At 28.2% G+C, this 245-nt stretch carries 1 protein-coding gene; it reads right to left on the bottom strand.

Translation table 11 applies throughout. The annotated features are described in order from the left end of the window. The coding region (locus ACRHNM_RS17780) for a hypothetical protein (RefSeq protein WP_431137971.1) at positions 1-245 on the bottom strand (245 nt) is incomplete at both ends.

Here is a 245-nt window from a genome sequence, read left to right as displayed (position 1 = left end):
ACCATTTTCAATTTCATTTAGCACTTTTAATGCTAATTTATCTCCTGCTTTTCCAACACCATTTAAAAACCCTTTAACATAAGATTTATTAGAATCAACATCAATACCGTTAACTAGTTTTTGTTTGAACGACTCAGTGTCAAAATATTTATTGAATCCCTCAGTACTTAAATCATGAAAAGAAGTTTCTATTTCTTGTGCAATAGCAGAAACTTTTTCATCATTTTCTTTAGATTCTTTCAGTA

Source organism: Psychroserpens mesophilus, from assembly GCF_050617655.1.
Lineage (GTDB): Bacteria > Bacteroidota > Bacteroidia > Flavobacteriales > Flavobacteriaceae > Psychroserpens > Psychroserpens mesophilus_A.
The sequence above is the reverse complement of the archived record's forward strand: the minus strand, read 5'-3'. Positions and strand labels throughout refer to the sequence as shown.